Source organism: Cyclobacterium xiamenense (assembly GCF_042140265.1).
Classification (GTDB): domain Bacteria; phylum Bacteroidota; class Bacteroidia; order Cytophagales; family Cyclobacteriaceae; genus Cyclobacterium; species Cyclobacterium xiamenense_A.
In genome coordinates, this window is sequence record NZ_CP159481.1 from 3,345,425 (window position 1) to 3,371,859 (window position 26,435).

General features: G+C 47.0%; 24 protein-coding genes. 2 read left to right on the forward strand and 22 right to left on the reverse strand.

From position 1 onward, the window contains the following. Nucleotides 1-223 precede the first annotated feature (223 nt). Complete coding sequence (locus ABWH99_RS13735; RefSeq protein ID WP_375582421.1) at nucleotides 224-688, forward strand: YybH family protein; 465 nt, start codon at nucleotides 224-226, stop codon at nucleotides 686-688. Nucleotides 689-716: 28 nt separating this feature from the next. Here ABWH99_RS13735 and priA read toward each other — a convergent pair whose 3' ends face one another. From priA to apaG, 9 genes are all read right to left on the reverse strand, one after another. Beyond that, nucleotides 717-3,233, reverse strand: a complete 2,517-nt coding sequence (gene priA / locus ABWH99_RS13740; protein ID WP_375582422.1) for a primosomal protein N' — start codon at nucleotides 3,231-3,233, stop codon at nucleotides 717-719. Between the two features lie 2 nt (nucleotides 3,234-3,235). Continuing rightward, on the reverse strand, nucleotides 3,236-5,263 hold the full coding sequence (locus tag ABWH99_RS13745) for a thioredoxin domain-containing protein (protein WP_375582423.1): 2,028 nt from the start codon (nucleotides 5,261-5,263) through the stop codon (nucleotides 3,236-3,238). A 20-nt stretch (nucleotides 5,264-5,283) separates the two neighbouring features. Further along, entirely contained in the window at nucleotides 5,284-6,276 is a 993-nt protein-coding gene (locus tag ABWH99_RS13750) for a GSCFA domain-containing protein (RefSeq protein WP_375582424.1), read from the reverse strand. A gap of 230 nt (nucleotides 6,277-6,506) precedes the next feature. Beyond that, nucleotides 6,507-6,950 (reverse strand): 50S ribosomal protein L9, encoded by a 444-nt coding sequence (rplI, locus tag ABWH99_RS13755; protein ID WP_375582425.1) that lies wholly within the window; start codon nucleotides 6,948-6,950, stop codon nucleotides 6,507-6,509. Between the two features lie 40 nt (nucleotides 6,951-6,990). Then, a complete protein-coding gene (gene rpsR, locus ABWH99_RS13760; protein WP_092169188.1) occupies nucleotides 6,991-7,242 on the reverse strand; it encodes a 30S ribosomal protein S18 in 252 nt (83 codons plus the stop codon). Continuing rightward, on the reverse strand, nucleotides 7,239-7,610 hold the full coding sequence (gene rpsF / locus ABWH99_RS13765; RefSeq protein ID WP_092169185.1) for a 30S ribosomal protein S6: 372 nt from the start codon (nucleotides 7,608-7,610) through the stop codon (nucleotides 7,239-7,241). Before rpsF ends, rpsR begins: the two co-directional genes overlap by 4 nt. Nucleotides 7,611-7,690: 80 nt before the next feature. Continuing rightward, the gene (locus ABWH99_RS13770; protein ID WP_375582426.1) at nucleotides 7,691-8,614 is read right to left on the reverse strand and encodes a hypothetical protein; all 924 of its coding nucleotides are present in this window, start codon (nucleotides 8,612-8,614) and stop codon (nucleotides 7,691-7,693) included. Nucleotides 8,615-8,831: 217 nt separating this feature from the next. Further along, the gene (locus tag ABWH99_RS13775) at nucleotides 8,832-9,614 is read right to left on the reverse strand and encodes an O-methyltransferase (RefSeq protein WP_375582427.1); all 783 of its coding nucleotides are present in this window, start codon (nucleotides 9,612-9,614) and stop codon (nucleotides 8,832-8,834) included. Next, on the reverse strand, nucleotides 9,615-10,001 hold the full coding sequence (gene apaG / locus ABWH99_RS13780) for a Co2+/Mg2+ efflux protein ApaG (protein ID WP_375582428.1): 387 nt from the start codon (nucleotides 9,999-10,001) through the stop codon (nucleotides 9,615-9,617). It abuts the gene before it with no gap. Between the two features lie 71 nt (nucleotides 10,002-10,072). Here apaG and ung point away from each other — a divergent pair, with 71 nt between their 5' ends. Then, nucleotides 10,073-10,735 (forward strand): uracil-DNA glycosylase, encoded by a 663-nt coding sequence (gene ung, locus ABWH99_RS13785; RefSeq protein ID WP_375582429.1) that lies wholly within the window; start codon nucleotides 10,073-10,075, stop codon nucleotides 10,733-10,735. Between the two features lie 50 nt (nucleotides 10,736-10,785). On the opposite strand, the gene lepB is transcribed toward ung, so the two are convergent. From lepB to ABWH99_RS13850, 13 genes are all read right to left on the reverse strand, one after another. Continuing rightward, nucleotides 10,786-11,862 (reverse strand): signal peptidase I, encoded by a 1,077-nt coding sequence (gene lepB / locus ABWH99_RS13790; RefSeq protein ID WP_375582430.1) that lies wholly within the window; start codon nucleotides 11,860-11,862, stop codon nucleotides 10,786-10,788. A 12-nt stretch (nucleotides 11,863-11,874) separates the two neighbouring features. Continuing rightward, a complete protein-coding gene (dapB, locus tag ABWH99_RS13795) occupies nucleotides 11,875-12,597 on the reverse strand; it encodes a 4-hydroxy-tetrahydrodipicolinate reductase (protein WP_375582431.1) in 723 nt (240 codons plus the stop codon). A gap of 1 nt (nucleotide 12,598) precedes the next feature. Continuing rightward, nucleotides 12,599-13,144 carry a DUF5683 domain-containing protein gene (locus tag ABWH99_RS13800; protein ID WP_375586579.1) on the reverse strand — a complete coding sequence of 182 codons (546 nt, stop codon included), beginning with the start codon at nucleotides 13,142-13,144 and terminating at the stop codon, nucleotides 12,599-12,601. A 63-nt stretch (nucleotides 13,145-13,207) separates the two neighbouring features. Beyond that, nucleotides 13,208-14,122 (reverse strand): ParB/RepB/Spo0J family partition protein, encoded by a 915-nt coding sequence (locus ABWH99_RS13805; protein ID WP_375582432.1) that lies wholly within the window; start codon nucleotides 14,120-14,122, stop codon nucleotides 13,208-13,210. 14 nt (nucleotides 14,123-14,136) lie between these two features. Then, on the reverse strand, nucleotides 14,137-14,916 hold the full coding sequence (locus tag ABWH99_RS13810) for a ParA family protein (RefSeq protein WP_375582433.1): 780 nt from the start codon (nucleotides 14,914-14,916) through the stop codon (nucleotides 14,137-14,139). A 6-nt stretch (nucleotides 14,917-14,922) separates the two neighbouring features. Further along, complete coding sequence (locus ABWH99_RS13815) at nucleotides 14,923-15,606, reverse strand: metal-dependent hydrolase (RefSeq protein ID WP_375582434.1); 684 nt, start codon at nucleotides 15,604-15,606, stop codon at nucleotides 14,923-14,925. A 221-nt stretch (nucleotides 15,607-15,827) separates the two neighbouring features. Further along, the gene (gene yidC / locus ABWH99_RS13820) at nucleotides 15,828-17,645 is read right to left on the reverse strand and encodes a membrane protein insertase YidC (protein ID WP_375582435.1); all 1,818 of its coding nucleotides are present in this window, start codon (nucleotides 17,643-17,645) and stop codon (nucleotides 15,828-15,830) included. Nucleotides 17,646-17,701: 56 nt separating this feature from the next. Then, nucleotides 17,702-19,324 (reverse strand): CTP synthase, encoded by a 1,623-nt coding sequence (locus ABWH99_RS13825; protein ID WP_375582436.1) that lies wholly within the window; start codon nucleotides 19,322-19,324, stop codon nucleotides 17,702-17,704. A gap of 197 nt (nucleotides 19,325-19,521) precedes the next feature. Next, nucleotides 19,522-20,358, reverse strand: coding sequence for a fumarylacetoacetate hydrolase family protein (locus tag ABWH99_RS13830; protein WP_375582437.1), 837 nt, complete (start codon nucleotides 20,356-20,358; stop codon nucleotides 19,522-19,524). A 34-nt stretch (nucleotides 20,359-20,392) separates the two neighbouring features. After that, a complete protein-coding gene (locus ABWH99_RS13835) occupies nucleotides 20,393-21,757 on the reverse strand; it encodes a GntP family permease (RefSeq protein WP_375582438.1) in 1,365 nt (454 codons plus the stop codon). A gap of 48 nt (nucleotides 21,758-21,805) precedes the next feature. Further along, nucleotides 21,806-22,462 carry a bifunctional 4-hydroxy-2-oxoglutarate aldolase/2-dehydro-3-deoxy-phosphogluconate aldolase gene (locus ABWH99_RS13840; RefSeq protein ID WP_375582439.1) on the reverse strand — a complete coding sequence of 219 codons (657 nt, stop codon included), beginning with the start codon at nucleotides 22,460-22,462 and terminating at the stop codon, nucleotides 21,806-21,808. Continuing rightward, complete coding sequence (locus ABWH99_RS13845; RefSeq protein ID WP_375582440.1) at nucleotides 22,431-23,426, reverse strand: 2-dehydro-3-deoxygalactonokinase; 996 nt, start codon at nucleotides 23,424-23,426, stop codon at nucleotides 22,431-22,433. The genes ABWH99_RS13840 and ABWH99_RS13845 overlap by 32 nt, the downstream gene beginning before the upstream one ends. 379 nt (nucleotides 23,427-23,805) lie before the next feature. Beyond that, complete coding sequence (locus tag ABWH99_RS13850; RefSeq protein WP_375582441.1) at nucleotides 23,806-26,364, reverse strand: phosphocholine-specific phospholipase C; 2,559 nt, start codon at nucleotides 26,362-26,364, stop codon at nucleotides 23,806-23,808. Between the last annotated feature and the right edge of the window lie 71 nt (nucleotides 26,365-26,435).

Genomic DNA, 26,435 nt, shown 5'->3' on the forward strand with positions numbered 1-26,435 from the left:
TAGTTTTCAGAAGAAAACCTGCAATACGCATTCGCATTCCAACGGAATGTTTGGTTAGTTGATCGTTTCGTTCACAGGTGGATTGGCTGGAAAGAAGCGCTTGCAACAAACAAGGCGACTCCATCTCCGCAGGCAGCGTTGGATAGGTGAATCCCTGGGATTACCTGAACCAGTTTTGGAAGAAAAACCGTATCTTTACCCATCAACCAACCCATCCATCTTCATGAAATTCCTGATACTTTGTATTCTTGGCAGCCTTTTCATTGGTATTGGTAGTTGCCGTCCGGATTCCAAGCAGGGACAAGCTGCGGATGTGGCGGCCATCAAAGCCATGAGTCAGGCCAGGGCCAACGCTTTCAATGAGGGAGACGCGCGCTCCATTGCCGCCTATTTTACCGAAGACGCGGTCCTGATGGCACCCAATAGCCCAAAAATGATCGGACCTGCTGCGGTTGCCGCTTATTATCAGGAGATTTTTGACAGCTACCGCACCGAGTTGGAAAGTGGCTACGAACAAGTATCCGTGGACGGGGATCTGGCATTTGGAAGAGGATTCGCAAAGGTTACCCTGTATTCCAAAAGCAGCGGTGACACCCTGTATTCCACCTCCAAATACCTGAACATTCTCGAACGGCAGGCGGATGGCAGCTGGAAAACCACGCACGACATCTGGAACGCCAACGAATAAATAAAATGAATAAAACGAGCGTCCGGTATCAATACGGATCCACGTCTACCAAAAACCGAACCGGGCGGAATTTCTTGTCTCCCTGAAGGGTGCGTATGGCTTCCATTAACTGAACCTTAAACTGCTCCTGTACGGAAACCGACTTTTCCAGCTTGATCCATAGCTCAAAAAGGTAGAGGTTTTTGATCTTTCCAATCAGGGATTTTTCCGGACCCAGCAAGATCTTTTTGGCCTCGATGGAAGCCAGTAGGTTTTTCAGATGAAGCGCCGCACTTTCGGCAGTTTTAAAATCCTTGTGTTTCGTGGTGACCTTGATGTTTTTAACAAAGGGAGGGTAAAAAAACTGCTTCCGCTCCCGCAGTTCCTGCTGGTAGAACCCCGCGTAATCTCCTTCCATTATCTGCCTGAAAATCAACTGATCCGGACGTCTGGTTTGAATGATTACCTCACCTGTTTTATCCCGCCGTCCGGCCCTACCGGCTACCTGGGTTATTTGCTGGAATGCCCGCTCACCCGATCTAAAATCCGGGAAATAGAGGATCCGGTCAGCGTCCACAATTCCCACCAGCGAAACCTTATCGAAATCCAGTCCTTTGGTGATCATTTGGGTACCCACCAGTATATCCACATTGCCCGCGCCAAAGTCTTCCAGGATGCGCTGGTACCCGTATTTGCTACGCGTGGTATCCAGGTCCATTCGGGCAATTCGGGCTTCGGGAAACAGCAGGGAGAGATTTTCTTCGATGCGCTCCGTCCCTACCCCTACCGTGGTGATCTTATGGCTTCCGCAGGCGGGGCAAGCCTTCGGCACTTTCTCTTTAAACCCGCAATAATGACACCGGAGTTCCTCCTGGTATTGGTGGTAGGTAAGGCTCACGTCGCAATGCTCGCATTCGGGGATCCAGCCGCATTCCTCGCAGGAAAGATACGGCGCATATCCCCGCCGATTCTGAAATATCAAAACCTGCTCCTGTTTGTTTAACGCCTCCTGGATCTTTTCCCGTAATATTCGTGTAAAGTCCAGTTTGAGAAGGTTTTTCTTCTTGTCTTTGAGAATATCCGCCAAATGGAAGAACGGGAGTTCGGCATTTCCGTAGCGCTTTTCGAGTTGTACGAAGCCGAATTTTCCGGTTTGAGCGTTGTGGAAGGATTCAAAGGCCGGGGTAGCCGAACCCAGAAGCGTCTTCGCCTGATGCATCCAGGCAAGCATGATGGCGGCATCCCGGGCCTGAAACCGGGGCGCCGGATCAAACTGCTTGTAAGACGGTTCGTGCTCCTCGTCTACAATTACCAGGCCCAGACTATCAAAGGGCAAAAATAAGGAGGAGCGCACGCCAATAATTAAGTTAAACCGGCCCTGGAGTACCCCCTGCCAGACTTCCACCCGCTCGTTATCGGAGTATTTGGAGTGAAATACACCCATTTTGCTTCCAAATACCTTCTTTAATCTAAAAACCAATTGGGTGGTAAGGGCAATCTCCGGGAGTAACAACAAGACCTGAGAACCACTTTCCAGCACTTCTTGTATCAATTGGATGTAGATTTCCGTTTTCCCGGAGCCCGTGATGCCCTGGAGCAATACGGTTTGCTTTTCCTGAAACTGCCGTTGTATTTCTTCAAGCGTTTGCTGCTGAAGGGGGGACAATTCCACTTGTTCCTGGCCGGGTTCCTGCTCCTCAAACCGACTTATCGTCACTTTAAATGCCTCCAGTATCCCTTTCTTCACCAAGGTGTCGATGGAACTGGGCGAGCAACCGTGATCGATCAAAACCGCTTTAGCGATCCCCCCGGAATTTTGCTCCGGTTTTTGAAAGACCGGCAGGACCTGCAGGTATTTCAGCAGGACTTCTTCCTGCTTTTGCTTGCCTTTCATTTGAGCAAACAACTCCTGAAGCAATCCTTTCTCCGCAAGGTATTTTTGCGACAGGCGAATCCGCTGCTCCGTCTTCGGACTGTATTTTTCCCTCACGGATTCGTAGAGCAAAACGGCCCCTTTGGTCAGCAGGCTCTTGATAATTTTATGGCTGATTTTACCCGGCAACAGCTGCTCAAACTGCTCCACCCTCATTTCATCGTGTTTGGCCAGGGTCTCCAACACCAGCAATTCGCGCTCATCCATCGAAAATCCCGGTTTCTCGGGATCGAAGTCCGGATGCAGCTGCACCCGACTTTCCGTGGATAGCTTCAGTCCGCTCGGAAGTGCCGCATGCATTACTTCCCCGATATGACAGCAATAATAGCTGGCCATCCAGTTCCAAAATTTGATTTGCAGGGCATTCACTACCGGAAAGTCGTCCAGAACATCCAACAAGGGTTTGGGCAGATAGGCTTCCGGCGCTTTTTGGTGCACCCTGGCCACGATACCGGTGAGGATCTTCGTATTGCCAAACCGAACCATCACGCGATAGCCGATACCGATTCGCCCCTGAAATTCCCGTTCCACCTTGTAGGTAAACCATTTCGGAATCGGCACGGGTAAAATTACGTCCGCAAACAGTGTCCTGCCGCCGGTTCCGGGGTAGCTTTGCGCAAAAAGGTCTTCCAAAATCAGCTTGTTTGGGTGAGGTCCGGTAACTGGTCCACTGCCTCTTCCAATCGCGAAACGGGTTGCTTGCAGGTCTTATTGAAACAGACAAAAAATCGATTGGTATCCAGGGGCTTATCTTCCAGTAGCGGCAATCCGGTAGGCGCTGAACTGGCGGCCAGCACGGTATTCGGACGATAGGTCTTCTGGAAATTCAATCCGTTCTCTGTAGCACTGGGTCCAAGAATCGCAATCTCCGCCGTGGGTATCGATTTTTCCAGGTAAAAGGAAGCCCAATAGGCCAGAAAGGAAGGCTCTTGCAGGAGGATCCCTTGGACCAGTTGCAGCATCTTTTCCGCCTGGTCCCTATAACGTTGCCGGTAGTAGTATATCCCCATCCGGTGTAAATTCCGTGCCATGATCGCATTGGAAGAGGGGATGACGTTATCAAAAATCTCCTTTTTATCGGCAATCAACTTTTCCTGATTGGGGTCATTCAAAAAGAACAAGTCGTCGGAATCGTCAAAAAATCGCTGCAGGCTCCGTTCCAGTAACTGCTCGGAACGGTCGAGCCATTTCTGATCAAAAGAAAGCGTATACAAGGAGAGGAAGGCTTGTATGACGGCCGCATAATCCTCCAGAAATCCGGAAGTATAGGCCTTTCCATCTTTATAATTACGAAACAACTCGTTACCTTTCACCATGTTGCTCCAGATAAATTCCCCGGCAGAGAGGGCAAGTTCCCGGTAGGATGCCTCATTCAGTGCATGGTAGGCCTGGCAAATACCCTGAATGACCCAACCGTTCCACCCGCTGATGATCTTGTCATCCAGTCCGGGTCGTTGGCGCTTGTTTCTGCGTGCAAACAGCTTTGCTTTGATTTCGTGGAGTCGTTTTACAAATTCTTCCTCACTCAAGCCCAGGGAATCTGCAATCGCCGCATAAGATTCCTTTTGGAAAAGGATATTTTCACCGGACTCCCAGTTTCCCTCGCTTTTGATGCCATACAGTCGGCCAAACCACCCGCGGTCTCCGCCCAAGACCTCCCTGATCTCCTCCGCCGTCCACACGTAATACTTTCCCTCCTTCCCTTCACTGTCTGCGTCCAATGCGGCATAAAATCCATTTTCGGGACTTTTCATTTCCCGGGTCAACCATTCAACTGTCTCCCGCACCTTTTCGCTAAAAAAACGATCTCCACTGTACTGATAGGCTTTTGCATACAAGGAAAGCAGCTGACCGTTGTCGTAGAGCATTTTCTCAAAATGAGGCGCAAACCATTCGCCATCCACACTGTAGCGACAAAAACCACCTCCCAGGTGGTCGTAGATTCCCCCCATCCCGATTTTTTTAAGGGTGTAACAGACCTTTTCGCCCAACTCCTCCTGCTGATCCAGAATAGCCAAATCCATCAAAAACGCCCAAATAGCCGGCATGGGAAATTTGGGCACACGCTTCAGGCCACCCCATACCGGATCGTAGGCTTCCATAATTTTTGCACCAATTTCCCGAACCGTTCCTGCCTCAAAGGGCGAAGGGTTGACCGATAAGCCATATTTTTCTACCAGGGAGGTGCCCAGACTTTTTCCGAATCCCGCCGCACTTCTGGCCAGCTCCTCGTATTGGTTATTAAAGGCGCTTGAAACACCGGAAAGCACTTTTATCCACTGATTCTTAGGGAAATAGGTGCCTCCATAAAAGGGATGTTGGTCCGGCAACAGGAAAACGTTGAGCGGCCAACCTCCCTGCAGCCCCATCAATTGTACGGCTTCCATGTACAGGTTATCCAAATCCGGGCGTTCCTCGCGATCGATTTTAATTGCCACGAAGTGCTCGTTCATGAGTCCGGCCACTTCCTCGTCTTCAAAACTTTCCTTTTCCATTACGTGGCACCAATGACAGGCCGAATACCCGATACTTACCAGGATGGGTTTATTTTCCGTCCGGGCTTTTTGAAGTGCCTCTTCTCCCCAGGGATACCAGTCAACGGGATTGTGGGCATGCTGCTTTAAGTAAAGGCTTTGGCTGTGAATAAGTCTGTTGGTTTTCATTTGCACGATTTAAGGAAGGACTACTCGTTTTCAATCTGGCTTAACTGATCGGTAATGGCCGATAGTTCGGAGGTAAAATCCAGGCTTTGAGGTAATTGCTTTATCCGAAGCGCCAGTTTCTTCAGAAATGCACCGTGTTGACGGGAAAGTGGCTCAAAAGGCCTATGACTCAAGCTGCGCTGAATTTGTTCAATTTCCTCAACCAGCTGCGCTGTTGGCGGATCGAAGAAGCAGGCCTGAAATTTTTCCCAAATATACGTTTCTGCCATGGAATTCGGATGGATGAGGTCATCTTTATAAAACCGATAATCCCGCAAGTCATCCATCATGATTTCGTATGCCGGAAAGTAAAAAACATCGGATAAATCATTGACAAGTTGGTCGCAAAATACGCGGAGCAAGCTTTTGCTAACCTGATTTTTCGAAATTCCCTCCCGTACATGCCGAACCGGACTAATGGTGAGCACCAATTGTACCTGTGGGCACAACTCGCGGAGTGTCCGGTAGAAGCGGTCAAAGGACACGCGCATCTGTTCCAGTGTCAAAAGCTCCTTCTTGAATTGCTGCTGGGGTATCTTGTGGCAATTGGCTACCCGGGCATTGGTTGGGAGATGGCGAAAAATAAATGCCGTTCCAAAGGTAATAAAAAGATGACTGCTTGCCCTTAGTTGCCGAGAAGTATCCTCCTGGGCCTTTTTGAGCAGTGCCTGAAGTTCTTCCCGGGACAAGCCGCTTAGCCGGGAATGAGCTTGAAAATGGTAAAACCGTGAATGAGATTGCAGGTAAAGTTCCTCTGCGAGAGCTGCTTCACGAAGCGAGGCTTCCAGCAGATCAAATATAGAGATGGGGTTGTAGATCACGCCGAAGGGATTGGCCAGCACCTTAAATTTACTTTGCATCATTTTTTCGCCAATCGTCTCGGAAAAACAAGACCCGATGGTCAGTATGCTGCCGGCATGGCCTACTTTTTTTGGGCAGGGGTCAATCGCAAACTCGGTTCTGAAATTTCTCATGTTCATCGGTTCGAACAGCAAAATAACCAATGCCCGGGAGGAACGAAAGTGGTAACGGAATTATCCGTGAACATCGGTGCACACCGATGCTGTACCATCCACGTTGGAACCTTTCCCGGGAAACAAAATGCAGTGCTTCAGGAACCCGATAGGCTCAAAAACGGTGGGTACGAATCAAAAAAAAAGCCAGGAAAAACCCGGCTTTTTGTACGTTGATTGAAATAATCGTATTATTCTGCGACGACAACAAATTTGATTGACGTCTTTACTTCTCTGTGAAGATCCACTTCCGCCTCGTATTCGCCTGAAGTCGTTACCGGCTGTGTGATGGCAATTTTTTTCCGGTCTACCTCGATGCCTTTTTCGGCAAGCGCATCCGACAGCTGAAGGGTGGTCACTTTTCCAAAAATCTTACCGGAATCTCCGATTTTCGCTTTGATTTCAAGCGTCAATTCGTCAATTTTTCCAGCCACTGCCTCTGCTTCCGTTTTAATTTTTTCGGCTTTGTGGGCGGCTTGCTTGATGTTTTCCTCCAATATTTTCTTATTGGACGAAGTAGCCAACACGGCAAAGCCTTGCGGGATCAGATAATTTCGACCATAACCCGGTTTCACTTCCACCAGGTCGTTCTTGTATCCAAGTCCTTTTATATCCGTTTTTAAGATAACTTCCATTACGTGTACTAATTTTAATTGGTGAAGGATACAGATGTATTTATTTCAATCCATCTGCTACATACGGCAACAAAGCCAAATGCCTGGCTTTTTTTATGGCTTGCGCCACCTTTCTCTGGTATTTCGCAGAGTTACCTGTAAGTCTCCGAGGAAGAATCTTACCTTGTTCGTTCACAAATTTCAGCAGGAAGTTGGGATCCTTGTAGTCGATATACTTGATGCCGAGCTTTTTGAATCTGCAGTATTTTTTCCTGGTCTGCTCTCTATTGATTGGTTCGTTCTTTAATGTCATTTTGCTGGCTCCTCCTTAGCTTCCGTTTTTTTGTTGAATTCTCCTTTTCTTCTTCGCTCTGCGTAAACAATTCCATGCTTGTCCATTACAGTCGTCAAAAATCTCAGGACGGTCTCGTCTCTTCTGAAATCCAACTCAAACTTCTTGATCGTGGTCGGATCGGCCTTGTACTCCACCAATACATAAAAACCGGTGGTTTTTTTCTGAATCGGGTACGCCAGCTTCTTTAGCCCCCAATTCTCTACATTGATCACATCTGCTCCCAATTCTTTCAACAAGCCTACGTACTTGTCTACGGTATCCTTCATCTGAACTTCAGACAAAACGGGAGTAAGGATGAATACCGTTTCATAATTTTTTTGGAACATTCTTTTACAATTTTTACTTGTTAGTCTAAAACAGGTTGCAAAATTAGGGTTTAACGTGCAATAAACAAAAAATACGGCGTTTATTTTACCTCGAAACTACCGCTGCCTATTTCTGTGCCCTCCGAAAAAACTTTTACCGTGTACAGGCCCTTCGCATAATCGCTTCCTTTTTCGTAATAATAGGTCAATTGCTGCTGGGTATTGGTATATATAAAATCCTGTTTGGAGGTATAAAACACCTCTTTTCCATCCAGCTCAAACGTTCCCGAGCCTTTGGCAATATCAAAAATAACCTGTTCATTGGGCGTGAGTACCTGCACGTATACATCTCGAATGCCTTCGGGAGCAACTTTGTTTTCGGCGATGGAAAACGAAATTTTCAACTTGCTGAGTTGCCGATTCCGGAATTCATCTTCCCGCTCCCGTCCGCGGGAATTTATCGCAGCTACCCGGATATTTTCTGCCCGCAGCTGCGAGGCAAGCGTCACTTTCTCCTCCAGCTCTTCCGCCTGGTAATTGAGAATCACCACCTTTTCCTCAACCTCTGCTTTACTGTTTTTCAATTCCTGATTTTCCGAAAAAAGCTGCTCGTTTTGATCCCGCAAGCGGAGAATATCCGTATCCTTTTGTTTGAGTAAACCCGAGTACGAATCGATTTGCGCATTGAGATTCGCAATCTCTGCTGCGGTCCGACTGGTCTCCAATTGCCGTTCGCGAATCAGTTGCTCTTTGATCCGGACGAGAGAGTCCACATCCCCTCCTAGCCGTTCAATTTCCTGAATCCGTAAATCCAATTGAAACGTCATCGAATCCAGACGAATGTTCAACTCACTGTTGTCTGCTGTCAGTAGCAAAATCTCTTCGTTCTTTTTTGATTTTTCCCGATGATCGTTGAACAAACGCCAACCGCTCAAAATCACCAAAATGATCAAAACAACGATCAGGATATTTTTTCCCTTCTCCGTTCCGGAAGATTTTCTATCAGGCAGATCTCCTTGTGTCATAATTTTTGGAAAATTCAATCACTCCGGGTACTTCATTAACTTCTATTGCGATTTATTGGCTCAGAGGTCAGCCCCTGCAAGTTGCCCCTAATCCTCCTCAATTATCAGACCAGGTTTTTGGGCAACCGAACCCTGAACCGAAAGCAGCGGAACACTTTGCAAGCAAATTTAAAAATTGTCAATCATCCTCAAAATACAACACAGATAAAAATCTGATTTATACCTCCAGTACCAAGTGTGTCTGGTTGGGGGAAGGTCGAAAGAAGAGAATGCCACAATCAAAGAAATCGATACTTCCGGTGACCCCCGGCCAGGCTTTCAACTGCTCCCAGGCCTGCTTCATTTCACGCGACCAATGAATGTCCGCTACCACCACGATACTCCGCTCGTGCAATTTTGGATATATCGTGCGAAAATAGCCAAGGGTGGGGCCAAACCGGTGGTTGGCATCCATGAGAACAAAATCTATTCGATCCAATTGATTCACTACCGTCTGCAAAGATTCGTCCAGATTGCCAGGAACCAGCTGCACATTAAAAAACTTTCCTAAATAGACCTTGGCCAGTTTCAACAAACTGGGGTCACCTTCAAAGGAATACAGCATTCCTTGTACCTGCTCCCGCAGATAGCCTGTATTGATGCCCAGAGAGGTGCCCAAATCCAATACCTGCCTTGCCTCCGTCTGTTGGCAAAAATACGCGTAAATCAGTGAGTTACGTAAAGGAGAGACGACGCGCCTGGCAATCGTGGAAATCATTTTTTCGCTGCCACTTGTCCAGCGAGAGCCCGCGCCATAATCCCTGCTTTGTATGAGCGTCTTCTGTCCTGCGAACGATTTTCGAAGGTCCTCCAGTTCGCGATTACCTCCCCTATTTGTTTTAAGGTACGCCTGCAAGCCGCAGTAGCATTGAAAATAGTAAGGCGAGTGTATGCTGTGTTCGTTCTCCTTTTTTAAAAAATACAGCAGGTATTCCCACAACTGAAAAACCAAACCATTCACTCAATTATCAAACAGGTTGGCGATTAGTTGAAATTCGGGAATGGTCACGGTCAGAAGTTTCCCGTCTTTCAGTTTTTCCATGATGTATTTCCCTCTCATCTTTCCCATGCCTGATTTTAAATTGCATCCAGACATGTAGGAATGACGTCCACCCGGTTCCAACACCGGCTGCTGTCCGACGACTCCGTCTCCCTCGACAACTTTCAAGGTAGATGCTGCATCAAATATCTCCCAGCGCCTTTTAAGTAGCTGAATGGTAAAGGGACTGTGGTTTTCTATGGTTACTTTGTAGGTAAAGACATGGTGGTGCTGTCCGGGATTGGAAAATTCCTTTTGGTATCTCGCTTCCACGCTTACTTTTATACCCTCTGTAATCGCCGTCACCATGTGTTTTTTATTACGAAAACTTATTCGAAATTTGGCTTGTCAAAACAAATATACCAATAGAAATTTTATTAATGGAGGTCAAAATAGAAAATAGTTGGAAAGAATTGCTTCGGGACGAGTTTTCCAAGGCTTATTTCGCATCCCTTGCTGCGTTCGTTAAGCAGGAATACCAAAGCAAAACGGTTTATCCAAAAGGATCCCATATTTTCAATGCCTTTACTTTATGCCCGGTTCCGCAAACCAGAGTGGTCATCCTGGGACAAGACCCCTACCACGGGCCGGGACAGGCGCATGGTCTCTCTTTTTCGGTACAAGAGGGAATTCCCTTTCCTCCTTCTCTGGTAAATATTTTTAAAGAACTGAAGAGCGATTTGGGACTTCCCTTTCCGCCCCATGGTAATTTGGAGAAATGGGCGAAACAAGGCGTATTGCTGCTCAATGCAACCCTAACGGTGGCAGCCAATAAGGCCGGAAGTCACCAAAAAAAAGGCTGGGAGCAGTTCACCGATCAAGTAGTGGCGCGGCTAGCCGAAGAACGAGAGGGGTTGGTATTCATGCTCTGGGGCGCCTATGCACAGAAAAAAGGGCAAATCATACCGGATGGACGCCACCTCAAGCTATATGCCCCCCATCCAAGTCCGCTTTCTGCCCACAGGGGATTTTTGGGTTGCCGACATTTCAGCAAAGCGAACGAATACCTTAAAAAAAGGGGCGAGGCGCCCATCCATTGGTAAAAAAAGGCCCGGCCCTACGAGCCTGCCTTTTCTTACCAACGTTACCCTTATCAATCAATTGATTTGAAGAACCGATTCCATCGAATCTTATTAAACATGGATTTATGCTTTTCCAGTGATAACCATAAAAACCAGGCCTTACCGACGACATGGTCCTCGGGGACGAAGCCCCAGAACCGGGAATCCAGCGAATCGTGGCGGTTATCACCCATCATGAAATAATAATTTTGATTGAAGGTATAGGTATCTTGTTTTTGGCCGTCAATAAACAATTCGTTTCCGTCAATCTGCACGTTGTCCAATCCTTCAAACTTTTCGATCGTATAGGAATACCGACGCACATTGTCTTCCGTCAGGGGAATGGTGGTTCCTTTTGCCGGTATTTCCAAGGGGCCAAAATTATCTTTATTCCATCCATAATACGCCCCATCGGGAAATATATTGGGATCTCCTTGTCCTGGCTTGCTCACGCGCTTTTTCACAGAGGCCACCGCCGGCGATGCTTCCAGCTCACGGACCATTTCTTCGGTTGCAAATATAAAGTATCCCGAATTATCGGAAAATGGGAAATAGCTGTCCGGGTTGATACCGTACCGATCAAAAAAATCTGCATTCAGGGGGCGGTTTGTTGTCAGGTCGTAGGAAAACTGCATCTCTTCGGGCATGGCGGCGGTTTCCCCGTTTACAAACAGTCTGGCCTCCCGGATTTCAATGACATCCCCAGGCATACCCACCGCCCGCTTGATGTAATTCGTTTTTAAATCTACCGGGTATTGAAATTCTTCCGGATAGTTGAAAACCACTACATCGTTTCGCTCGATGGAAGTGAAACCGGGCAGGCGGTAATAGGGAAGCTGTATGGCTTCCGAGTAGGAAGGGATTTCCGTTCCCCATATTTTCTGGTGGGTTAACGGGACCTGCAGAATAGTCTTGGGGACCCGGGTACCGTAGTGCATCTTGCTCACAAATAGAAAATCCCCTACAAGAAGCGATTTCTCCATGGATGCCGTTGGGATGGTAAAAGGCTCCAACAGAAGCCATCGGATAAGACTGGCCGCTATGACCGCAAATAGCAAGGCGTCCACCCATTCTCTTACGGCCGATTTATTCTTTTTTTGTTGACTCATTTTATAGTAGTGTTAAAATTTCAAAAAGTCGTTCATGGATAACATGCCCTTCTTGCCCGGTAGCCATTCGGCCACACGCACGGCTCCCAGCGCGAAGCCTTCCCGGCTATGTGCCGTATGTCGGATACTGATATCGTCTATAGCGGAGGTGTACCTGACCGTATGGGTGCCAGGCGCGGGGTCAATGCGTTTGGAAGTAATGGGCAAAGCATCGGAGGAAACGGGCTCCTCTCCTTGTAACTGCCAGGCGTGATACCGCTGATGATTCCCGATAAGCCCTTCGGCCAGCGTAATGGCAGTTCCACTCGGGGCGTCCTTTTTTTCTGTGTGGTGAATCTCCTCAATGGTTGCCCGATAGGCCTCTTGCTCGTTCATTAGTCGGGCGAGGAACGCATTTACCTTAAAAAAGAGATTGACCCCAATGCTAAAATTTGAGGCATAAAAGACCGTGCCACCCTTCGCTTTGCAGGAGTTTTCCACCTCCGCTTTCTGATTCATCCAACCCGTCGTGCCAACCACTACCGGCACGTGTCGCTCCAGACACCAGGTAATGTTTTCTACAGCTGATTCGGGCTGGCTGAATTCGATGGCAACATCTACTTCCGCAGCATCGATACGGGCAAGGTCCGAAAGGTTGTCAATGTTTATCTTTGCTACTATTCGGTGGCCTCTTTCTTCGGCTATCTGGGAAATGATTTTCCCCATTTTGCCGTACCCCAAAATCAATATGTTCATATTAGAAATTTATTTTTATGGCTATCCCTATCGCACTGCTGCTCGCCAGGGTTGGCTGCACGGAAGGTTCCAGTCTTAAACTTAAATCATCGCTGACATCGAAACTGGACAAGTGGGCATCCACAAAGGCGTCCACCGCACCCAATGCATAAATGGCACCAAAAACCATGTACATGGCATCTCTGTTTCGTCGCCAGTAGTTGACATTCCTGATAATCCCATCCTCGTTTAGGTTGGGAAAAGGACTGGGCTCCACACCCTCCCTAACAATCTCCAACGCGATCAAGAACTCCTGGTACCTTCGGTTATTAAATTCCAGAAAATACACAGCAGTAGCTACGCCCCCGTAAAGTAACGGCAATTTCCAGACTTTTTCATTATATACCTGTCCCGCGCCGGGCACAATAAGCGATAAAAGTACTGCTTTTTTAGGATTTTTAACATTTTGTGATGCCGGCTTAGGAAGGGTGTCCGTTTCAATTATCGTTACCTGGCCTTGCTCCTGAGCCAGTCCCCGTTGCATCGCACACAAACAGCACAACAGCATGCAACAAGTAAAAAAATACCCGACACGAATACCTTCACTTACGAAATGTAACGACCATTTCACTCAGATCAAATCAAGAATTTCCAATATTCTGTTCAGATCGCTGGTAGAATGAAAAGGTATTTTTATTTCCCCTTTATCTTTCTGGTCAGCTTTCAAGGAAACCTTGGTTCCAAAATGGGAAGCCAGCTTTTGCTGTAATTTATTGATTTCGTATTTTTTTGCCGGGTCCAGTTTAGAAGCAGCGGGTATGTCTTTCCTTTCACGGCCCTCGTTCAGTTCCTTCACCAAGGCTTCGACTTTCCTCACGCTTAATTCCTCGTTCACCATTCGCTTAAAAATGGCCAGCTGCTTGTCTACGTCCTCGATATTGATCAGCGCTCTTGCATGCCCCATGCTGATCTTTTGATCACGAATCCCTGCCTGAATGTCCGGTGGCAACTTCAGCAGGCGCAGGTAGTTGTTTACCGTGGTTCGGTTTTTTCCTACCCGGTCACCCAATTGCTCCTGCTTTAAATCGCATTCCGAAAGCAAACGCTGGTAAGAATGAGCAATTTCAAGTGCATTTAAGTTTTCGCGCTGTATGTTTTCAATCAGCGCCATTTCTAGCATTTGCTGGTCATTCGCCAGACGAACATAGGCGGGAATTTTTTCCAGCCCTGCAATTTTGGAAGCCTGATACCTTCTTTCGCCGGATATCAACTGGTACTCCCCCTCGGATAATTTGCGTACCGTGATCGGTTGTATAATACCCTGCACGCGAATGGACTCCGCCAACTCCTCAAGAGCCGTTTTATCAAAATGCGTTCTGGGCTGAAAAGGGTTTACCTGAATTTCCTCCAGGCCTATCTCAAAAATACCCGCAATCGGATGGGCTACATTTTCCTCTCCTTTGCCTTTTTGGGGAGAATCCTGTAGCAAAGCTCCCAATCCTTTTCCCAGGGCACCTCTCTTTTTATTCGTTTTGCTTACTGCCATTTTGTGTTAACTAATCAATTTACCTTGGCCATTCCATTTTTGGTGGCAATTTCATTGGCAAGATTCAAATAAGCCACGGCTCCTTTTCCAGTCGCGTCAAAGGCAACGACCGGCATACCGAAACTGGGCGACTCACTTAACTTTACATTTCGGGGGATAATGGTTTCAAACGTCATGTTTTTAAAATGCATTTGTACCTCTTCCACAACCTGGTTGGAAAGTCGAAGCCGTACATCGTACATGGTCAGTAAAATCCCTTCGATCTCGAGGTCCTGATTGAGCCTGGTTTGAATGATTTTTATTGTGTTCAACAATTTACCCAGACCTTCCAGGGCAAAATACTCACACTGAACGGGAATAATTACCGAATTGGCAGCCGTCAATGCATTAATGGTGATCAATCCGAGCGAGGGAGAACAATCAATGATGATGAAATCGTATTTATCCCGGATTCCCTGAATGACGGCTCGCATTTTTTCTTCCCGGTTTTCCAGGTTTACCATCTCGACTTCTGCACCTACCAAGTCAATATGCGACGGAACCAGGTCCAAATTGTCAATTTCTGTTGTAATAATAATGTCCTCTATCTCATTCTCATTGACCATGCACTCGTAAATACTGGTCTCTATCGATTTTGGGTCGAAACCCAATCCCGAAGTGGTATTGGCTTGCGGGTCTGCATCGATCACGAGTGTTTTGTATTCCAAAACAGCCAGGCTAGCTGCTAGATTCATGGCCGTCGTGGTCTTACCCACTCCTCCTTTTTGGTTGGCAATAGCGATTACTTTTCCCATTATTTCTTAAAGCGTGATACGTTCTCCTATTTGAAGCATGATCAGTTTTTTACCCGCATTCAGGGCGATTTGTTGCACGGCTTCCTTGTCTATGACAATGTAAGGAAACGTGTCGTAATGCATGGCGACTATCGTCTCCGTACCCACAAAATCGGCTGCCTTGATGGCATCGTGTATGTCCATCGTAAAGTTATCCCCTATAGGCAACACAGCAAAATCAATGGCAAAAGAATCTGCAATTAATTTCATGTCGTAGGTCAGAGCGGTATCCCCCGCGTAATAGAACGTCCCGGCGTCCGAATCGACGACAAAGCCGCCGGGATTACCCCCGCTGGAGCCATCCGGCATGGTGCTGCTGTGTATGGCATTTACGTACTTTACCCGTCCGAAGTCGAAAACAGCCGATCCCCCGTGATTCATTGGATGAACCTGACGAAGCCCTTTTTCCTGAAACCAGGATACGATTTCAAAATTGGAGATGAGCATGGCTCCACAGTTTTCCGCAATTCGCTGAACGTCTGCCACATGGTCCTCATGCCCGTGGCTCACGAGGAGGTAATCCGGACGTATTTCGTCAATGACCACCTCTTTGGCAAGCGAGTTGGGAGAAATAAACGGGTCAAACAGGATTTTTTTTCCGTTAACTCCCATCAAGAAGGTAGAATGACCAAAATACGTTAATTCAATCATTGATTTTTGATTTTTCGAATCCTGATAATTACAAATATATCATTTTAATCGGAACTACCCTCAGGTACTTATCCACATGGTTTGGTGGAAAACTCTCACTTTTCTGGATATCAATAAGCTAGCATCGGTCCATAAGGTTTCTTAGGCTTTTCTCTGAATCCCGGAAGCAAAAAAAAGGCATGAAATCCCTCCATGCCTTTTTCTCATTAATACGCTAACGGTTATTTTTGCCGACCTTTCTTTTTGGCAGGTTCCGCTTTTTTACTTTCCGCAGCCTTCATGGCCTGCTCAATCCGTTGCTGAAATTTGGATTTTTTCTTATTGGCATTCTTCGCTTTGCTCTCCTCGACTTTCTGGCGAATCTTCGCATCGTCTACAAATTGCTTGATCAAGGCCTGCTGGCCGAAGGTCACCATGTTTGATACAAAGTAATAAAAACTCAAAGCGGCCGGAAAGGAGTTCAGCACAAACATAAAAACTACCGGCATGATGTATCCTATGTTTTTCATCGGGCCCTGAGCGGTAGTGAGTTGATTATTGAAGTGGGTATAGGCGATCTGCGATAAGGTCATCAGCAGCGTAAACAAGCTGACATGAGATCCATAAAAGGGAATCGTAAACGGCAGGTTTACAATCGAATCATAGGTAGACAAGTCATGGGCCCATAGGAATGATTCCTGCCTCAACTCAATCGAATTGGGAAAGAAAAAGAACATGGCCAGTAGAAAAGGCATCTGCAAAACCATAGGCAAGCAACCGGATATCGGGCTGACACCCAATTGCCCGAACAGCTTCATTTGCTCTTGTTGCATTTTTGTCTGATCGTCTCCGTATTTCTCCTTCAACTCATCGATCTCGGGTTTGATCACCCGCATCTTTGCCATCCCGATATAGGATTTATAGGTCAGCGGCAGCAAAAACAACTTAATAATGAAAACGATCAAAATAATGATTACTCCATAGTTGTCAAAAAAGTTTTCCAACCAATGAAACAGGTTTACAATGATGTACTTATTTACCCAGCTGACAAAAACGTAACCCATATCGACGTTTTTATCAAATTCAGGGGTAACCTGCTTTAAGATCTTGTAATTATTTGGGCCAAAATAATAACTCACCTCCTGATTCATGGGGAGACGTAGGGTGGCATACATACGTTTGACAGAAGAGGCATCAAGCGGCGTCTCCTGGGCCAAATTTCCGTCCAGAAACTGTTGATTGGCGACGATTCCGGCTGTAAAGAACCGCTGCTTGAATGCGACCCACTTCAATGGCTCACCGATCTGCTGAGCATCTTCGGAATCTCCGGTTGTTAAATAATCGTAATCTTCGCCGGTTGTATAGAAATTCATATACGTCTTCCGGCGGGATTCCAGCATGTCTTCTTCTAAAACCGGCAGATCAGCTTTCCAATTCACTGTAGCGATTTCATCCGATACCAGAGTTTCCAATCCATCGGTTTCCAGGGTATGGGCTAGCTGGTAACCGGTGGCAGGTAGTCGGTAGCTTCGTTTCAGACTACCTCCTCCGACATTGGCTGTAAATACCAATTGATGCATCCGATCTTCATCCGTACCGGACGTCGACTGGCTTCCCTGGAAGTACAAGTCGTTCAGGCCGATTTTCCCTTCCCGAGCATTGATCTCGTATTCCAGGTCACCAAATTCCCTGTCGAAAAGGATAAGAGCCTGTTGATCGTAGGTCTTGAATCCCTTTACTTCCACCGTTTGGATCTCTCCGCCTTTATTGGAAAACGTAACCTTCAGGTCTTCGTTTTCCAGCGTAAATACCTGTTCCTCCCCCTTTACCAGGCTAGAGAAATTGCCGTATTTTTTCTGATTGGAAAGGTCGTTGAGGCTGTCATTTTGGGCGCCTTCCCCGAATTGTTCCGGTTCATCATCCGAGGTCTTCGATTGCAATTGAGTAGCAGAGTCGGTCTGCGGCTCGATAATCGGTTCGGGTTCGCTGGCAAAAAACAGCGAATAGACCAATATTACCGCTGCGAAAAGAATAAGTCCAGTCGCTTGATTTTTATCCATGTTATAGTCGTTTATGTAACAGATTCATCCAATCTGTTGTCCAATGCGATGTTCAGTTAAGACTTGTTTTGTTTCTTTTCCCCTACTGCTTTAATAAATCGAACAAACAACGGATGGGGGTTCAAAACAGTGCTTTTGTATTCCGGGTGAAACTGGGTGCCTACAAACCAGGGATGCTCTTTTAGCTCGATGATTTCTACCAGCCCTTTGTCCGGATTTTTTCCAGAGGCGATCATTCCATGCTTTTCAAATTCCTTCAGGTACTTGTTATTAAACTCGTACCGATGCCGATGACGTTCGGTTACCTTTTGTTTGCCGTAGGCAGCTATTGCTTTGGTTCCCTTTACCAATTCGCAAGGATAGGCTCCCAATCGCATGGTCCCGCCCATTTGGGTGATGTCTTTTTGCTCCTCCATCAGAAAGATCACCGGATCCTTGCAATCGGGATTAATTTCCGTGGACGAGGCATCCGACAATCCCAACACGTTCCTGGCAAATTCAATGACGGCAATCTGCATGCCGAGGCAAATTCCGAAATAAGGGACCTCGTTTTCCCGCGCAAATTTAGCCGCTTCGAGCTTTCCGTCCAAACCCCGAATACCAAAACCGGGGGCGACAAGTACTCCATCCATGTCCTTTAGCTTCTTCACGACATTGTCTTTGTTTACTTCCTCGGAAGAAATCAAATGAAGGTTCACCTTACATTCCAAGGAGGTACCGGCATGTATGAACGACTCAATGATCGATTTATAGGCATCTGGAAGGGAAACGTATTTGCCGATCAGGGCAATGTCTACCTCCATGGTGGGATTTTTCAGTTTGCCCAAAAAATCTTTCCATTGCTCCAACTCGGTATTTGTCTTTGGAGAAATCTTCAACTTGCTAAGTACCCGCTCATCCAGGCGCTCTTTTTTCATTAGCAGTGGAACGTCGTAGATGGAATCTGCATCCATCGCTTCAATAACACAATTCAACTGCACGTTGCAAAAAAGCGCGATCTTCTTTTTCACGTCCACCGGCAAGTGGTGTTCGGTTCTACAAACCAAAATATCCGGTTGAACCCCGGCTTCCAGCAGTTGTTTTACCGAATGCTGCGTGGGCTTTGTCTTCAGTTCTTTCGCGGCTGATAAGTAAGGAATCAACGTCAAATGAATCACCAGGAAGTTATTGGGACCCAAATCCCACCTTGCCTGCCTTACCGCTTCGACAAACGGCAGGGATTCGATATCGCCCACACATCCGCCAATTTCGGTAATGATTACATCGTATTTACCGTCTTTACCCAGCTTGTAGAAATTATTCTTGATTTCATCGGTAATGTGAGGTACCACCTGGACGGTTTTCCCTAAAAACTCACCTTTTCTTTCCTTGGTAATCACATTGTTGTAGATGCGGCCAGTGGTTACGTTGTTATCCTGGGAGGTGGCCGTATTCAAAAAACGTTCGTAATGACCCAAATCCAAATTGGTTTCGGCACCGTCCTCTGTCACGTAACACTCTCCGTGTTCGTATGGATTTAGGGTACCCGGGTCAATATTTAGGTAGGGATCAAATTTTTGGATGGTTACCGAGATTCCCCTGGACTGAAGAAGTTTGGCCAAAGATGCCGCAATAATACCCTTTCCTAGCGAGGAAGTAACCCCTCCGGTAATAAAGATGTGTTTCGTTGACAAACCCATAAGAACGCGTGAATGATATTTTGTTTATCTTCTTATGGGATTCAAAATTAAGTAAAATAATTGACTTGGTTAGGAACAAACCAGTTAAAATTTCGCAGGTACTACAGCCTATGTCCCCCGCGCTGCCACTACCCACTGTAACCAGCGCTGCCGTAGGTACTTAGCAGCGACTCGGATTCGTAACCATGCATTATTCCCTATTCTACCGCGTTGATCAGTGTTCCTATGCCCTCAATGTGAATCTTGATACTGTCTCCCGAATGCAAGGTGAACGACTGGTCCGGGACGATCCCCGTTCCCGTCATCAAAAATGCACCGTGTGGAAACGAATATTCCCGGTACAGAAATTCAACCAATTGCTTAAAGCTTCGCTTGATTTGATCGATGGTGATCGAATCACTAAAAACAAGGCTGCTTTCGCGTATAATTTCCAGACCAATGGTAGTACTCGCTGGCAGCGGTTCGGGGCTGACAAGAATGCAAGGCCCCAGGGAGGTGGCTCCGTCGTATACCTTCGCCTGTGGCAGGTACAAGGGATTCTCACCCTCAATGCTTCTGGAGCTCATATCGTTACCAATGGTATACCCCAGAATCTTGCCCGAACCGGAAATCAACAGCGTTAATTCCGGTTCGGGCACGTTCCAGGTGGAATCCTTTCGGATGCGAACGTTTTGTAGGTGCCCGACGACTCTTGGACCTGTTGATTTCATGAACAATTCCGGCCGTTCTGCCAGGTACACTTTTTCATAAAACGTACCTCCTCCGCTATCCTTCGATTCTTCTTGTCTCCCGAGTTTGCTGCGGTAGTAGGTCACTCCACTGGCCCAAACTTCCTGATTGCCGACCGGTGGCAGCAAACCTGAATTCATCCAATCGTGCGCCTCGGGACCCGGCTCTTTATCGGCCAATAGGTAAGTTAGTTTCTGATATAAATCATCGTCATTGATAAAACGGTCCCAGTCTTGATCGTTCAGCGCGTAAAGCTCCTGGTTTTTCTCAAGGACAATTCCTTTTTGGGTTTTGTGGATTTTCATTGTGTCGGGTTTGTTACAATTTTTTTAAAGGGCATTACTGGATGACCAAAGATAGGAGCAAAACCAAAACAAAACCAGTCACCGAAATAATGGTTTCCAAAACGGTCCAGGTTTGCAGGGTTTCTTTTTCCGATATGTCCAGGTATTTCTTTACCAGCCAGAATCCACTATCATTCACATGGGAAAGAATACAGGAGCCTGCAGCTATCGCAATACCTATCAACGCTTTTTGGGGATCGGAATAGTCCATGCCAGTCAATACGGGGGCGATCATACCGGCTGCCGTCACCATGGCGACCGTGGCGGATCCTTGAATCACGCGAATAACCACGGCGATCAGGTAAGCCATCACAATTGGTGCCACATTGTAGGCAATAAAAACCGAAGCAAGCGCCTCTCCCGCACCACTTTGAACAAGAATTTCTTTAAACATACCTCCCGCACCGGTGATGACAATGATCAACCCGGCAGGGGCCAATGCCTTGTCCGAAAACTCCAGCAGCTGCTTTGCCTTAAATCCTTTTTTAAAACCGAGAAAATAGGAGGCAACCAGTGTGGCAATGGTCAACGCAATGAAGGGATGACCCAAAAACTGTAGCAATTGAATGAAGTACGCCTCTCCGTTAAAGTACCCCATATCTACAAAGATATCCGAAGAAGTAGCTATCAGAATCAGAAATAACGGTAGCACAATAATGAAGGCTATCATAAAAAAATCGGCTTTGCTGGCTTTCGCCTCTTCTGTATCCGCAAACTCAATATGGGAAGGTACCGGAACAAAAATTCGTTTTGAGATAAAGCCGCCAAACACAGGTCCGGCAAGAATCGCACAGGGCAAACCAACAACTGCTCCAAATAGAATCATCCAACCCAATGGTGCAGCGATTATTTCAGCAACTGCAACCGGTCCGGGAGTCGGTGGGATAAACGCATGGGTAACGGCCATTCCCGCCAACAGGGGCACAGCAAAATGCAGCAGCGATTTTCGGGCTTTGTATGCGAGTGCATACACCAGAGGAATGAGAATAATAAATCCCACATCCAAAAAAACTGGAATCGAAACAATGAAACCGGTAAGCATTAGCGCCCAGGAAGTACGCTTCTCTCCGAATCCTCTAATCAGAAAATGGGCCATGGTCTGTGCTCCGCCCGAAACCTCGAGTAATTTGCCAAGAATAGCACCAAGGCCAACGACAATGGTGATGAATCCCAGGATATTCCCCATGCCTGTTTGCAGGCTGGACAGCAATTCCGGGAAAGGCATTCCCGCTGCCAGACCAACGAAACAGCTTGCGAGAAGTAAAGAGATAAACGCGTGAACTTTTAACTTCATTACCAATACCAGCAAAAGCAGTATTGATAAGGAAGTGATTAGAAACAAATAAATGGTCTGATCCATAGGGATTCGGTGTTGGTTTTTTGGTTGATGTGGGTAGAGGAACTTCCATTATGCGTGATTTCTTTCCGCATACATTCGATAGGCAGACAGAAAAGCAGTCAGATGTTTGGTAAGTCCATTCCAGTCTTTCGATGTTAGAAACTCCTTTGGAACCAGCGCGCTCCCAACACCTACCGCACGGGCACCTGCCTCAAAATACGCAGCGACATTGGTTTGGTCCACTCCACCTGTAGGCATCAAGGCAATTTCGTTCAAAGGAGCCAATACATCCCGAATGTAACCTGGCCCCACCGAAGCCGAGGGAAATACTTTGACGATGGTAGCTCCCATTTGCCAGGCTTTGTAAATTTCCGTAGGAGTAAAAGCACCCGGAAATACCGGAATTTTTTGCGCTACGCAGAAGTTGATCACATCGACATCTGAAATGGGCGTTACTATGAATTCAGCTCCGGCATCCAATGCTTCGTGCATTGCATTGAGATTACATACTGTACCTGCACCGATGTTAAGGACCTCTCCAAACTCCTGCACCAACCTTCCGATATCGGTTTTGGCATTTTCGGAATTTAGGGTGATTTCCATGGTAGAAAGCCCGGCTTTCTGAAAACAAGTAGCTACCCGCAACAAATCGTCACTAGCAAGATTTCTGAAAATGGATACGATGGGCGCGCTATTAAAAGCTTCCCAGGAAAATGCTCTTTTCATGATTTATGGTATCGTTAACTATTTCAAACTGTCCGTAAACCACCGCCTGTCGGACTTCCTGTGGTGATAGGACCTTTGCCTCTACACGTAAAATTTCCAATGCCTTTGCGTACCAGTAATGAAGTGGCCCCTCTGCACAAAGGAACACGGGCCGCCTTTCATTCCTCACTAAATTACATAGCTCGTTTCCGATCAGCAACCCGCTTAGGAAATGAAAATTATCATTTTGCACTAATTTTCCAAACAGATCGTTTGTCCTCACCTGAAATAGGCTGCCCAGCAGGTTATTTTTTGCCCCAACGCGCACCCCTTCTATAAACGCCAGCTCGGATGCATCGCCGTTCTCCTCCCCTTCTGAAACGCTCTTTGAAAGAATACTGGAACGAGACATCAGCCAAAAAACCTCGCCCGTCATGTAGGTTTGAAAATCCGTCACCACCTGCTTACTGACCGTAATGTGCTTGGAGTGGGTACCGGGAAACACAAATACCCCGGAACCGTCAAAGTTTTTAAGCTGCAAAATGATTCCGATCAGCTGTGTTTCTTCGCCACGCATCACGTCGGATTCGCTCTTTACCCCGGAAAGCAAGAAAAGTGGGTGATCCATTTCTTCCGTGGGTCTGTAAAATTGAATGTTCATCCGACTTCCATCCACAGGGAATGGCAGCTCCGCGTAGGGCAACTCATCAATACCGATACTAGAGGAGGCCATCCCGGAACATATGATCATGGTTTGGGCCAAATCCAGATGCAATTCGCTTTCCAACGATCGCACGGCTTTCTTAATCAGTTTCCGGTAAAAAAACGTTCTGCCGGAACTGTCCTTTGCGTTCAGATAATCACGGTTGGCCTGCTGCACCCCCATCTCCGAAAGGTATTCTCCAATAATCCGCATGTCTTCCACCCGGACCAATCGAAGTCTGAAAGAACTGGTTCCCCAGTCACAACTTAAAAACTGAATCATACCTTTCGTAGGTTATTGGGTGTATCTGTCCTGATTAGATCGGGTGAATTCACAACTTCCTAGTTCCTTTGGGAAAACTCTTCTGCCAAAACCATTTAACCCATACCCCCTAAACCGGAGGCAATAACAAATCGTCCGCGCCTTCACGTCATCGGTATCCCTTGATCTCCCTAATTTTGGCAGGCAAAAAACACAACCAAAAATCAATCAGCGGCTTAAATTAAGGAAATCATACCTAATTTCAGAAAAAAAAGAAAAATTACTCGTATCGCTTCGTTTTTCGGAAATTTAGAACGGCTTAAAAATCCATGAGTAAAAAGGTAATAATGCATAAAAAAACCACCCATAAATTGGGTGGTTTTTTTATAGCCTGTCCTTTTCAAGTAGACCGGAGGTGTCCCTCTCTGCCCATAAAGGGATCGGAAAAACTATCTGTGCCGAATTCCAGGCGGCCGCAAAACCGGTGAAAAATGTCGGATTGCTCCGATTCCAATACCGAAAAATCGTACCAACCATAGCTAGCTGCTGTGGGAATACGTACCGGTTTTTTTTGACCTGGACGTAATCGCATGGATTTTTTCCCGTGACCGTAAGCATTGTCAACTATTTCGATGGCCATGTTTCTTCCAGACCGATTTTCCAGTTCAACAAGAAAAACACCAGAACCTGCACCCGGATTGTCCCGCAAGGTAGAGGTTTCAATGTTCAGTGTGCCGGAACTTTTTTTGCCACGGATCGACCGAAATAACCCGTTGGGACCGTATACCAGCAATTCATAATCCTCCCCTTGAAAATCTTCCAGCGGCCAGTCAAAGTACAATTCATCGCCAGCTTTTACCGCGAAAGACCAGGTGCGGCAGGTTTCCTGCTCTCCGTGTCCTTTTGAGCGATAGCCCCCAGGTGCATAGACGAGAAAGGGTGCTCCCAGAGCCTTTTTTCCAAAGTGCCGATCCGAAGCCTCAAATTTAACGCGAAGATTGGCACCTGTTTCATCTAAATTGCCTTCAACAAAGAGTTCATAGGGCAAGGAATTGGAAGGCTTGATACCGGGTTCCTGCGTCGGAATCCAGGGGGATTGTTGGGGATCCAGGTTTGCTTTACGGATGTCATTTTCATCCAGGACTCTAAAATTATTGGGTAATTCCTTGAATCCGGCACTGTGGATGGTTTTTACGTGCCTCTCAAAATCCACAAAATCCGGTAACGGAATTTGCTCACCGTGGTAGGGTCGGAAAACAGAAGTAAGGTCCCCGCACACGGCCCTTCTCCAGGAGCTGATGTTATCCTCCCGAATGGTTTTTCCCGTTTTATGCGATAGAAATTTCTCGAGAAACTGGATGGTGGAAGAAATATCGCAGACTTGAGAATTCACCCATCCCCCCCTACTCCAGGGCGAAGCAACGATCAGTGGTACCCGATAGCCCAGACCGACCGGGCTTTCCCTTGCGTTTTCGGGCTTCATTCCCGGATACGCTAGCTCCTGTTCCAACGTTACAAATTCGGTAGTTGCATCCAAACCCTCGGAAACCAGACCAGTAGACGGATCGCCGGGCTTCGGCGGTACAAAGGGGGGAACGTGATCGAAGTACCCGTCATTTTCATCGTAGTTGAGAATGAATATGGTCTTTTTCCAAACCTCGGGGTTCTTGGTCAAGATCTCCAGGGCTTCGGACACGTACCAGGCTCCGTACCAGGGAGCACTTGGATGGTCCGAAAATTTCTGAGGTGCCACCAGCCAGGAAACCGCCGGTAACTTACCCGCGTCCACATCCTTTCGGAATTGATAAAAAATATCGCCTTTTGGGATTTTTGTGGCACGTTTTTCGGTACCGTCCAAGTATTCAAGGGTTTCGGTACGGTGGTAATTCGGATCCCCTTGATTTACCGTAAAGGCGCGCCGGTGCAGCTCTTTTTCTCCCTCAGGCTTTTGGGCAAATGTTTCCGGATTGTACTCGGATAAACTTTTTTCAATAGACTGCAGCAGTTCTCTTTTGCTCCTCCCTTCCTTCAGAAGGCTGTCTTTTTCCGCACCGATGGCCTCTTGTGATTTTTGCTGCAGCCTTGCTATTTCAGCCGGTAAATGCTTCTGCTGCTGCTGCAAATAGGCATAATGTCCGGGCGTAAACCGGACGCCGAATTGCTTGAACCACTCCAGGTTATTGTCGGTAAAATTAGCCAGCCAGGATTTGTCCTCTCCCTCCAACAGGGTATTGACACTGACTTCATTTTGGTAAACCCGCCAATCTATCCCGTGTTGCTGAAGCCGATCCGGAAAGGTTTTCCAATCCACTTCTTTTCCGTACGTGTGTTCTCCGTTTCTTACCAGCGGCTTTTCTCCCGGATTTCCCACTGACTTTCCCGCCCACAGGTAATTTCTATTGGTAGTCGTTCCTGTAAGCGAAGCACAAAAATGCTGGTCACACACGGTAAATGCGTCCGCAAATGCGTAGTAAAAAGGGATATCTTCCCGATCATAAAAACCCATGGTCATGGGCACGTGCGAAAACTCCTTTCTTCCGGGACGCTTGGCTTCGATCCAGCCATCGTACTTACCCGTATTCCGGGCATCCACCTGATCTTCCCAGGAGTGAGGAATCGCACTCATCCAGGTGGCCTTCGTGTCCTTGATATTCAAGCGGAAAGGCGCAAAGGTATGTCCTTTCGCATCCCGTTGTAACCAAACCAAATCTTTGTTTGGAAGCCGAAGGGCACGAGGGTCATTGAACCCACGCACTCCTTTCAGTTTTCCAAAACAATGGTCAAACGAGCGGTTTTCCTGCATCAAAATGACCACATGCTCTGCATCGAGGAAGGTAGTACCGGGGTCCGGATCGATGGCCATTGCTTTTTGTATCGATGAGGGCAACGCGCCCCAGAGGCCCAGTCCACCTGAAAAAAATGCCGCTTTCTTTAAAAACTCCCTTCCGTTTTCGTTCATGATTAGATACGCTTATTTTTGAGAGGCATGCCTGCCCGTACAAATAGGTTAACGAAAAAGCCGGATAAGTA

Bases quoted from the DNA above. Each gene is read 5' to 3' on its own strand.
- ABWH99_RS13745 (WP_375582423.1), bottom strand. From the start codon at position 5,263: ATGAAAACCAACAGACTTATTCACAGCCAAAGCCTTTACTTAAAGCAG.
- yidC (WP_375582435.1), bottom strand. From the start codon at position 17,645: ATGGATAAAAATCAAGCGACTGGACTTATTCTTTTCGCAGCGGTAATA.
- ABWH99_RS13845 (WP_375582440.1), bottom strand. From the start codon at position 23,426: ATGATTCAGTTTTTAAGTTGTGACTGGGGAACCAGTTCTTTCAGACTT.
- ABWH99_RS13770 (WP_375582426.1), bottom strand. From the start codon at position 8,614: ATGACACAAGGAGATCTGCCTGATAGAAAATCTTCCGGAACGGAGAAG.
- apaG (WP_375582428.1), bottom strand. From the start codon at position 10,001: ATGGTGACGGCGATTACAGAGGGTATAAAAGTAAGCGTGGAAGCGAGA.
- ABWH99_RS13825 (WP_375582436.1), bottom strand. From the start codon at position 19,324: ATGGGTTTGTCAACGAAACACATCTTTATTACCGGAGGGGTTACTTCC.
- rplI (WP_375582425.1), bottom strand. From the start codon at position 6,950: ATGGAAGTTATCTTAAAAACGGATATAAAAGGACTTGGATACAAGAAC.
- ung (WP_375582429.1), top strand. From the start codon at position 10,073: ATGGAGGTCAAAATAGAAAATAGTTGGAAAGAATTGCTTCGGGACGAG.
- ABWH99_RS13735 (WP_375582421.1), top strand. From the start codon at position 224: ATGAAATTCCTGATACTTTGTATTCTTGGCAGCCTTTTCATTGGTATT.
- rpsF (WP_092169185.1), bottom strand. From the start codon at position 7,610: ATGTTCCAAAAAAATTATGAAACGGTATTCATCCTTACTCCCGTTTTG.
- ABWH99_RS13815 (WP_375582434.1), bottom strand. From the start codon at position 15,606: ATGATTGAATTAACGTATTTTGGTCATTCTACCTTCTTGATGGGAGTT.
- ABWH99_RS13800 (WP_375586579.1), bottom strand. From the start codon at position 13,144: ATGCTGTTGTGCTGTTTGTGTGCGATGCAACGGGGACTGGCTCAGGAG.
- rpsR (WP_092169188.1), bottom strand. From the start codon at position 7,242: ATGACATTAAAGAACGAACCAATCAATAGAGAGCAGACCAGGAAAAAA.
- ABWH99_RS13810 (WP_375582433.1), bottom strand. From the start codon at position 14,916: ATGGGAAAAGTAATCGCTATTGCCAACCAAAAAGGAGGAGTGGGTAAG.
- ABWH99_RS13805 (WP_375582432.1), bottom strand. From the start codon at position 14,122: ATGGCAGTAAGCAAAACGAATAAAAAGAGAGGTGCCCTGGGAAAAGGA.
- ABWH99_RS13840 (WP_375582439.1), bottom strand. From the start codon at position 22,462: ATGAAAAGAGCATTTTCCTGGGAAGCTTTTAATAGCGCGCCCATCGTA.
- ABWH99_RS13835 (WP_375582438.1), bottom strand. From the start codon at position 21,757: ATGGATCAGACCATTTATTTGTTTCTAATCACTTCCTTATCAATACTG.
- ABWH99_RS13830 (WP_375582437.1), bottom strand. From the start codon at position 20,358: ATGAAAATCCACAAAACCCAAAAAGGAATTGTCCTTGAGAAAAACCAG.
- lepB (WP_375582430.1), bottom strand. From the start codon at position 11,862: ATGAGTCAACAAAAAAAGAATAAATCGGCCGTAAGAGAATGGGTGGAC.
- ABWH99_RS13750 (WP_375582424.1), bottom strand. From the start codon at position 6,276: ATGAGAAATTTCAGAACCGAGTTTGCGATTGACCCCTGCCCAAAAAAA.
- dapB (WP_375582431.1), bottom strand. From the start codon at position 12,597: ATGAACATATTGATTTTGGGGTACGGCAAAATGGGGAAAATCATTTCC.
- ABWH99_RS13850 (WP_375582441.1), bottom strand. From the start codon at position 26,364: ATGAACGAAAACGGAAGGGAGTTTTTAAAGAAAGCGGCATTTTTTTCA.